This is a genomic window from Lentzea rhizosphaerae (genome assembly GCF_042649515.1).
Taxonomy (GTDB): Bacteria; Actinomycetota; Actinomycetes; order Mycobacteriales; family Pseudonocardiaceae; genus Lentzea; species Lentzea aerocolonigenes.
The window spans coordinates 320972-328961 of sequence record NZ_JBHRZI010000005.1 but is presented as its reverse complement, the minus strand read 5'-3'; the positions used below and the strand labels follow the sequence as shown (position 1 = coordinate 328961).

8 protein-coding genes are annotated in these 7990 nt (G+C 69.5%); 5 read left to right on the top strand and 3 right to left on the bottom strand.

Annotated features, from left to right (window positions below; genetic code table 11):
* The 3 genes from ACFOWZ_RS04505 to ACFOWZ_RS04495 all read left to right on the top strand — a co-directional run.
* Positions 1–1348, top strand: a 1348-nt coding sequence (locus tag ACFOWZ_RS04505; RefSeq protein ID WP_382369090.1) for an acetate--CoA ligase family protein, incomplete at its 5' end; no start/stop codon positions are given.
* Positions 1349–1370: 22 nt separating this feature from the next.
* Positions 1371–1820 (top strand): universal stress protein, encoded by a 450-nt coding sequence (locus ACFOWZ_RS04500; RefSeq protein ID WP_382369087.1) that lies wholly within the window; start codon positions 1371–1373, stop codon positions 1818–1820.
* A complete protein-coding gene (locus tag ACFOWZ_RS04495; RefSeq protein ID WP_382369084.1) occupies positions 1817–2206 on the top strand; it encodes a CBS domain-containing protein in 390 nt (129 codons plus the stop codon). The genes ACFOWZ_RS04500 and ACFOWZ_RS04495 overlap by 4 nt, the downstream gene beginning before the upstream one ends.
* Positions 2207–2665: 459 nt before the next feature.
* Here ACFOWZ_RS04495 and ACFOWZ_RS04490 read toward each other — a convergent pair whose 3' ends face one another.
* Positions 2666–4330: an FAD-binding dehydrogenase gene (locus tag ACFOWZ_RS04490; RefSeq protein ID WP_382369081.1), complete on the bottom strand. Its 1665-nt coding sequence runs from the start codon at positions 4328–4330 to the stop codon at positions 2666–2668.
* A complete protein-coding gene (locus ACFOWZ_RS04485; protein ID WP_382369078.1) occupies positions 4327–4932 on the bottom strand; it encodes a TetR/AcrR family transcriptional regulator in 606 nt (201 codons plus the stop codon). The genes ACFOWZ_RS04490 and ACFOWZ_RS04485 overlap by 4 nt, the downstream gene beginning before the upstream one ends.
* 228 nt (positions 4933–5160) lie before the next feature.
* Here ACFOWZ_RS04485 and chvE point away from each other — a divergent pair, with 228 nt between their 5' ends.
* The gene (chvE, locus tag ACFOWZ_RS04480) at positions 5161–6252 is read left to right on the top strand and encodes a multiple monosaccharide ABC transporter substrate-binding protein (RefSeq protein WP_382369075.1); all 1092 of its coding nucleotides are present in this window, start codon (positions 5161–5163) and stop codon (positions 6250–6252) included.
* Between the two features lie 102 nt (positions 6253–6354).
* Positions 6355–7203, top strand: coding sequence for a hypothetical protein (locus ACFOWZ_RS04475; RefSeq protein WP_382369072.1), 849 nt, complete (start codon positions 6355–6357; stop codon positions 7201–7203).
* Positions 7204–7206: 3 nt separating this feature from the next.
* On the opposite strand, the gene ACFOWZ_RS04470 is transcribed toward ACFOWZ_RS04475, so the two are convergent.
* Positions 7207–7990, bottom strand: a 784-nt coding sequence (locus ACFOWZ_RS04470) for a helix-turn-helix transcriptional regulator (protein ID WP_382369069.1), incomplete at its 5' end; no start/stop codon positions are given.

Sequence of the window (7990 nt, the reverse complement as noted above, 5' to 3'; positions counted from 1 at the left end):
GCTCGCCATCCGTGCGGCCACCAGCGAGGAAGGGCAACGTGCCGCGGCGTCGCACACCGCCTCCACCGCGACGCCCTCGGTCACCAGGGACGCGCTGTTCCGCCAGGCGGGCGTGATCGCGGTCGACAGCGTGCCGGAACTGACCGACGCCGTGATGGCGCTGAGCTGGCAACCGCTCCCGAGCGGACGGTCGGTCGCGGTGCTGAGCAACGCCGGTGGACTCGGTGTGCTGGCCGCGGACGCCTGCGTCCACAACGGACTGCGCCTGGCCGCGCTCGGCGAGGAAACCCGCGAAGCCCTGGCACGACTGGTTCCCGCGACGGCCAGCGTGCACAACCCGGTCGACACCACCGCGGTCGTCGACGAGGAGACCTTCGCCCGCTGCCTCGACGTCATCGGCGCCGACCCCGCGGTCGACGCGGTGATCACCGTGACGGTCCCGACCGCGCTCGGCGACCCCACCGGCGGCGTGCACAACGTCGACGGCAAGCCCGTGCTCGCCGTGCGCACCGGCCAAACCGAACGGCTCGCGGGCGAAATTCCCTGCTACGCCGAGCCGGCACGCGCGGCCGCGGCACTCGCGCGACTGGCGGACCGCACCGAATGGCTGTCGCGCCCGAGGGAGTTCGCGCGCCTGAACCGGATCGACCTCGACGCCGCGAAGGCGGTCGTGGCCGGGGAGGAGGGCTGGCTGGCACCGGACGACGTGGTCGCGCTGCTGACCGCGTTCGGGCTGCCGGTGCTGGGCGGGACGCTCACGACGACCGAAGAGCACGCCGTTGCGGCACAACAGGCCTACGACACCCCCGTCGCCCTCAAGGCGGTGGCCGACGACCTGCTGCACAAGAGCAAGGGCGGCGGCGTGGAACTGAACGTCACCGACGCGGGTGGTGTCGCGGCAGCGTTCCGCGCGTTCCGGCAACGGTTCGGCGACCGGTTGCGCGGTGTGTTCGTGCAACCGATGGCGTCCAGCGGCAGGGAGTTGCTGGTCGGCGTGGTGACCGACGAGAAGTTCGGGCCGCTCGTGGTCACCGGGCTCGGTGGTGTGGACACCGATCTGCTCGACGACCGTGCCGCGGCACTGGCACCACTGTCCACAGCGGACGCCGACGACCTGATGCACGGCTTCCGCACCGCGGGTCACGTGCTCGCGCAGACCGACGAGCAGGCCGTGCGGGACGTCCTGCTGCGAGTGGCGGAGCTCGCCGGCGCCCTGCCCGAGGTCCAGGAGCTCGACATCAACCCGCTCGTGCTGACGGACGAGGGGTGCGTGGTCGTGGACGCGCGAGTGCGCGTCGCACCGGCCGAGCACGCGGACCCCTTCCTGCGCCGCCTGCGGACCAGCTGACAACACCGAGGAGGAAAAGGTCATGAGCACCAAGCCGATCGTGGTGGGTGTCGACGGAACACCCGCGTCCGACCGGGCCCTCGAATGGGCACTCGAAGAGGCCGTCGTGCGGGGATGCCCGCTGCACGTCGTGAACGCCTGGAACTTCGAGGCGCTCACGGACTGGGCCGAGACGACCGCGCAACGGGCCCAGGCCGAGTCCGAGGCCGTCGTCGAGAAGGCGTTGCAGGCGGCAGGGTCGCGGCGGCAGAACATGCCAGAGGTCGTTCGCAAGAGCCTGCGCGGTGACGCCGCCGAGACGCTCGAACGCGCCTCCGAGGGCGCCGCGATGCTCGTCGTCGCCTCGCACACCGGGCACCGGATCCGGCAGATCGTCCTGGGCTCGACGAGCATGCACGTGGTGCGGCACGCCCACGCGCCGATCGTCGTCATCCCGGTGAACGACCGCGAACTCGCGGAGAGCACGCGATGAAGGCCGCCGACGCGATGGTCCGCCCGCTCGTCACGGTGGGGCCGCGCGACTTCGCCCGCCACGCCGCCGGGCTCATGGACGACTTCGGCCTCACCATGCTCCCCGTCGCCGACCAGCGCGTGTTCCTCGGCGTCGTCACGGCGGTGGACGTGTTGCGCGGCAAGGAAGGCGTGGCCTCGCCGCACGTCCAGGACGTCATGTCGCAGCCGGTGCTCGTGGCCACGACGGACACGCCCGCGGCGGCGTTGTTCGACGCGATGACCCGGTACGAGGTCCTGAGCGTGCCCGTGCTCGACGAGGGACAGGTCGTCGGCGTGGTCACCAGGCTCTCCCTCCTGCGGCTGATCACCAGGAGCGAGACCGGTCGTGCCGCTGTCCACAGCTGATCGCGAGGACCGCAAAGTCGTGTTGTTGCTGGTAGGGCCTAACTGATTGGCGTCTGCAAGTACCACCAAGTCTTGATCGAACCGCCGCCAACCACACCCAACTGCGTTCCGCTCGCCCACCGAAGCCAGTTGGTAGTAGCAGAACGCCCGATGATCTTGAGTTGGTGGTACTTGCAAACGCCATGAGTCCAGGTCCGACACGGTTGCCCGACTTGGCCGGGGCCCTGACGGGCTGCCGGCGGACGAGGTCCTCCTGATCACCGAGACGGACGCGGTCTCAGGACTCCTACGTCCAGGCGGGGAGAGGCCGGAACGCTCGGTTCGGCCGCGCTCGTGGCGGGTGTGCGGACGCGACGCCGGCGAGAAGGCTTGGCAGCACGCAGAAACCCGAGGATCGCCGGAGCGGTGCGGGTGGAACGACACCACCCGCACCCGGCAGACCGAGATCTTCGGCTGAGCTCAGCCCAGCGTGCGGGCGAGGGCGCGGCCGGCGGCGCGGCCGGAGAAGATGCAGCCGCCCAGGAACGTTCCCTCGAGCGCGTTGTAGCCGTGCACGCCACCGCCGCCGAAGCCGGCGACCTCGCCCGCGGCGTACAGGCCGGGGAACGGGGTGCCGTCGGCCTGCACGGCCTGGGAGTCGAGGGTGGTCTGGATTCCGCCCAGCGTCTTGCGGGTGAGGATGTTGAGCCGCACGGCGATCAGCGGACCGTGGGCGGGGTCGAGGATCCGGTGGGGCTTCGTGGTCCGCACCAGGCGGTCGCCCCAGCTGCGGCGGGCGTTGGCGATGGCCATCAGCTGGAGGTCCTTGGAGAACCCGTTGGCCACCTCGCGGTCGCGGGCGACGATCTGCCGTTCGATCTGCGCGGCGTCGAGCTGCGGGCCGCGCGCGATCTTGTTCATGCCGGCGACGAGCTCTTCGACGGTGCGGGCCACGACGAAGTCGACGCCGTGGTTCTTGAACGCCTCGATCGGGGCGGGAGCGCCCTTGCCGCCACGGCTGGCGAGCATCTTGCGGATGTCCTTGCCGGTGATGTCGGGGTTCTGCTCGGACCCGGACAGCACGAACTCGCGGCCGAGGATGGTCTGGTCGAGGACGAACCAGGAGTAGTCGTAGCCGGTCGAGAGGATCGCCTTCATCGAGGCGTTGGTGTCGAAACCGGGGAAGTTCGGCGCGGGCAAGCGTTTGCCGGTGGCGTCGAACCACATCGAGGACGGGCCGGGGATGATCCTGATGGCGTGGTCGGGCCAGATCGGGTCCCAGTTGTGCAGGCCTTCGGTGTAGTGCCACATGCGGTCGCGGTTGACCAGGGTGGCGCCCGCGGTCTCGCTGATCGCGAGCATCCGTCCGTCGACGTGCGCGGGCACACCGGCGATCATCGTCTCGGGGCACGGGCCGAGGCGGTCGACCGGCCAGTTGGTGCGGATGAGGTCGTGGTTGTGGCCGATGCCGCCGGACGTGACGATCACGGCCTTGGCGCGCAGCTCGAAGCTGTCCACGGCCACCCGCGAGGACGCCTTGCCTCGCTCCAGATCGGTCGGTTCGAGCACCGTGCCCCGCACGCCGACCGCGGCGCCGTTCTCGACGACCAGCTCGTCAACCTGGTGGCGGAACGCGAACCGGACCAGCCCGCGGCGTTCGGCGTCGAGCACCGGCTCGGCGAACACCCGCACCACCTCCGGACCAGTGCCCCAGGTGAGGTGGAAGCGCGGCACCGAGTTGCCGTGGCCGTCCGCGACACCGCCGCCGCGCTCGGCCCAGCCGACCACGGGGGTGAACCGCAGCCCGAGGTCGTGCAGGTACTGCCGCTTCTCCGTGGCGGCGAACCGGACGTAGGCCTGCGCCCACTGCCGGGCCCAGTGGTCCTCGTCGTCGCGGTCGAACCCGGCCGAGCCCAGCCAGTCCTGCAGAGCCAGCTCGTAGGAGTCCTTGATGCCGTTGCGACGCTGTTCGGGGCTGTCGACGAGGAACAGGCCGCCGAGCGACCAGAACGCCTGACCGCCCAGGTTCGCACGGTTCTCCTGGTCGACCACCAGCACCCGGCGTCCCGCCCTGGCGAGCTCGTAGGTCGCCACCAGGCCGGCGAGCCCGGCCCCGACCACGATCACGTCTGCTTCGTCACTCATCTCTGCCTGCTTTCGATGCTGTACGCGGTGATGACGTTGGCGAACAAGGAGGTCCGGCGCTGCTGGACGATGACACTGTCGGGTTCGCTGAAGCACTGCAGTGCCGTGCCGTCGTGCACGGCGATGAGAGCCTGGCCGAGCGCCTCGGGATCCGGCACCGTGCGCCCGATCTCGGCCAGCGCCGCCAGCAGGTAGGGCATCGAGGACGCGGCGATGGCCTGCTCGCGTTCGACGATCGTCCGGCGCAGCTGCGGGTTGCGCAGCGCGTGAGCGGTGAACTCGGTGCTCACGCGGTACCAGTCCTCGTCCAGCGGCACGGCCCGCAGCAGGTGGGTGACGACGCCGTGGACGTCCTTGACCGCGGCCTGCTCGAAGACTTCGAGCGCCTCCCGCATGCCGGTGATCAGTTCGGCCGACCGGTGCTCCCACGCGGCGAGGAACAGCTCGTCCAGGGTCGCGAAGTTCGAGTAGAACGCGCCGCGCGTGTACCCGGCACGCGCGCACACCTGGTCGACGGTGGAGCGGCCGAAGCCTTCCTGGGCGAACACTTCCAGCGCTGCCTGCAGGAGTCGCTGCCGTGTTTCGGCTCGTCGCCTGGTCACCCGCTTCTCCGCCACGGTCCACCCGCCTCTCGATACACGAGTGTATCCGATACGTCGGTGTATCGGTCCCGTGGCGAAAGGAGACGGTTGCCCTCACTTTGCTTGATCGGCCCACCTCTGCTTGTTAACGTTCACAGCCGCTCGTGGCCCGGATCACACGTCCAGCGTGTTCCGGCGTGCCCGGCGGTGATCGTCAACAACGGTGTTGATCCGGCAGTAGGAGCCAGGATGAGGTTGTCCAGATCAGTGGTGCCGGTGGTCGCGCTGCTGCTGGCGGCGTGTGGAGCGCCCGCAGACCCGCGAGTTCAGACGGATCAGGGGGCGCTCGTGGGCGTCACCATGCCCACCACCTCGTCGGAGCGCTGGATCCACGACGGCCAGAACATCAAGCGAGACCTGGAGAAGCAGGGACACCGGGTCGACCTGCGCTACGCCGAGAACGACGTGCCCAAGCAGGCGAAGCAGATCGAGGACCAGATCGCCGCCGGCGCCAAGCTGCTGATCATCGCTTCGGTGGACGGGTCCGCGCTGTCGCAGCCGCTTCAAAAGGCCGCGGACGCCAGGATTCCGGTGATCGCCTACGACAGGTTGTTACGAGGTAGCCCCTACGTCGACTTCTACGCCACGTTCGAGAACTTCCGGGTTGGCGTGTACCAGGCCGAGTCGTTGCTGACCGGGCTGGGACTGCGTTCCGCCGACGGGCAGGCCATCGCGGCCAAGGGGCCGTTCAACATCGAGCTGTTCGCCGGTTCGCCGGACGACAACAACGCCACGTTCTTCTTCAACGGCGCCATGTCCGTGCTCAAGCCGTACCTCGACAACGGCACGTTGGTCGTGCGCAGCGGGCAGACGGAATTCAAGGCCGTGACGACGCTGCGGTGGGACGGCGAGACCGCACGCAAGCGCATGGAGGAGATCCTGGCCTCGTCGTACCGCCGCAACAAGGTGAACGGCGTGCTGTCGCCGTACGACGGCATCTCCCTCGGCATCCTCTCCGCGCTGAACAACAACGGCTACGGGCCCACCTTCCCGATCGTGACCGGCCAGGACGCCGAGCTCGCCTCCGTGAAGTCCATCATCGCCGGCGAGCAGTACTCGACGATCTACAAGGACACCCGCGAGCTGGCCACCGTCACGGCGCTGATGGCCGACGCGGTGCTGAAGGGGCGGACGCCGCCGCAGCTCAACAACCTCAACGACTACGACAACGGGGTCAAGGTCGTGCCGGCGTTCTTGTTGAACCCGGTGAGCGTCAACAAGACCAACTACCACAAGGTTCTGGTGGAGTCCGGGTACTACACCGACGACCAGCTCCGCTGAACCTGCGCACAACTGCGTATGGTGGCGGTGCGGGCCCGCGTGCGCTCATCTTGTTGGCACGAAAGACGTGCCGGCTGATCGAGCAAGCGGGGGAGTCAACGGATGAACGGACGTCACAGACGTCGTGTGGTGGCTGGACTGCTGGTGCTGCTGACCGTCCAGGTCGGACTGGTGGGTCCGGCCTCGGCGGCGGTGCCCGGCCTGGAGATCGCGCCGCCCGCCACGAGCGCCTCGAACTCCTCGGAGTTCAAGTCCGCCACGGCTTCCTGCCCGGCGGGCAAAGTCGTGGTGGGGACCGGCGCGCGGATCAACGGTGGCGGCGGCGATGTCGTGCTGGACGAAGTCGTTCCGCGCGAGGGAAGCGTCTTCGTCGGTGCGTACGAAGACGAGGACGGCACGACCGCGAACTGGAGCGTGACGGCGTTCGCGGTGTGCGCCAACCGGCCGTCCGGTTACATCATCACCAACGCCGTTTCCACCACTGCGGTGCGGTTCGAGACGGAGCTCAGCGCGACCTGCCCGGCGGGGCGGCGGGCGCTCGGCGGTGGTGCCCAGATCACCGGCGGGCTCGGGGAGGTGAGCATCGACGACGTGTTCCCCGGCGAGACTTCCAGCCACACCAAGGGGTTCGCCGACCAGACCGGGAACGCCGGAGCCTGGTCGATCACGGCGTTCGCGATCTGCGCGTTCGACCCGGGCGGGCTCCAGGTCGTGTTCCCGCAGAACTCGTCGGTGCCGGGCTCGCCGACCTCGTCGTTCGAGTTCCAGCAGTGCCCGGCGGGCAAACGGCTGATCTCCACCGGGTGGGACTTCATCAACTCGCTCGGCCAGGTGCTGATCACCGGTTCGGTGCCCAACACCAACGCCACCCTCGTGACGGTGCACGAGGACGACGACGGGTACAACGCCAACTGGCAGGTCACCACGATCGCGGTCTGTGCGTTCGCCTGACCGTCACCGCTGCCGGTGGAGCGCTGCGATGAGGCTGGCCCGGTTCACGACGCCGAGCTTCGCGTAGATGCTCTGCAGGTGTTTGCCGGCGGTGCGGGGGCTGATGCCGAGACTGCCGGCGATCTCCCGGTCGGTGAGACCGGCGGCCAGGTGTTCGACCACGTCGCGTTCCCGCGCGGTGAGGCCGTCGAGCAGCGGTCGTGCCCTGGCCAGGCCTTCCTCGTGCCTGGTCAGGGCATGCAGTGCCGCGGTGAGCCTGCCGACCTGGTCGCGGTGGCGTTCCGCGTGGGCGAGGTGGCGGGAGAAGATGTCGGCCAGCGCCCGGTCGCGGGCCCGCACGCCACGCCGTCCGCGGTGGAACGCCAGCGCGGTGGAGCGCGACCGGCCCGTGACGACGACGCTGAAGAGCTGCTCGGCGATGCGGGCCGGTCTCTGGAAGTCCTGGTACAGCCGGAGCCGGGAGAGCTGGTTCCGGTCCGCCAGGTCGCTCAGGGCGACCGAGGTGTTCCCGGCGATCAGCCCCGCCTGGTAGGCGTGCAACACCGGGTGTTCGCGGACGACCTGGGCGAACTCCGGGCGGCGCCCGATGTCGCTGCCGAACGGCTCGTCGGCGAGGATCGTCACCTGCTCGGTGGCGGGGTCGAGCCGGACGTAGCAGGCCGAGTCGCACCCGACCAGGGACGCGACACCGGCGAGAACCTGTTGTGGCAGGACGGTTGACGTGGTGTTCTCGTGCACCGCGTGGACGAGGTCGAGCACCCGCCGCATGTCCTTCGCCGCGATTTCC

What these genes read in the sequence shown, in the direction of transcription:
- ACFOWZ_RS04490 (WP_382369081.1), bottom strand. Translation starts at nt 4,330, where the DNA reads ATGAGTGACGAAGCAGACGTGATCGTGGTCGGGGCCGGGCTCGCCGGC.
- ACFOWZ_RS04495 (WP_382369084.1), top strand. Translation starts at nt 1,817, where the DNA reads ATGAAGGCCGCCGACGCGATGGTCCGCCCGCTCGTCACGGTGGGGCCG.
- ACFOWZ_RS04475 (WP_382369072.1), top strand. Translation starts at nt 6,355, where the DNA reads ATGAACGGACGTCACAGACGTCGTGTGGTGGCTGGACTGCTGGTGCTG.
- ACFOWZ_RS04500 (WP_382369087.1), top strand. Translation starts at nt 1,371, where the DNA reads ATGAGCACCAAGCCGATCGTGGTGGGTGTCGACGGAACACCCGCGTCC.
- chvE (WP_382369075.1), top strand. Translation starts at nt 5,161, where the DNA reads ATGAGGTTGTCCAGATCAGTGGTGCCGGTGGTCGCGCTGCTGCTGGCG.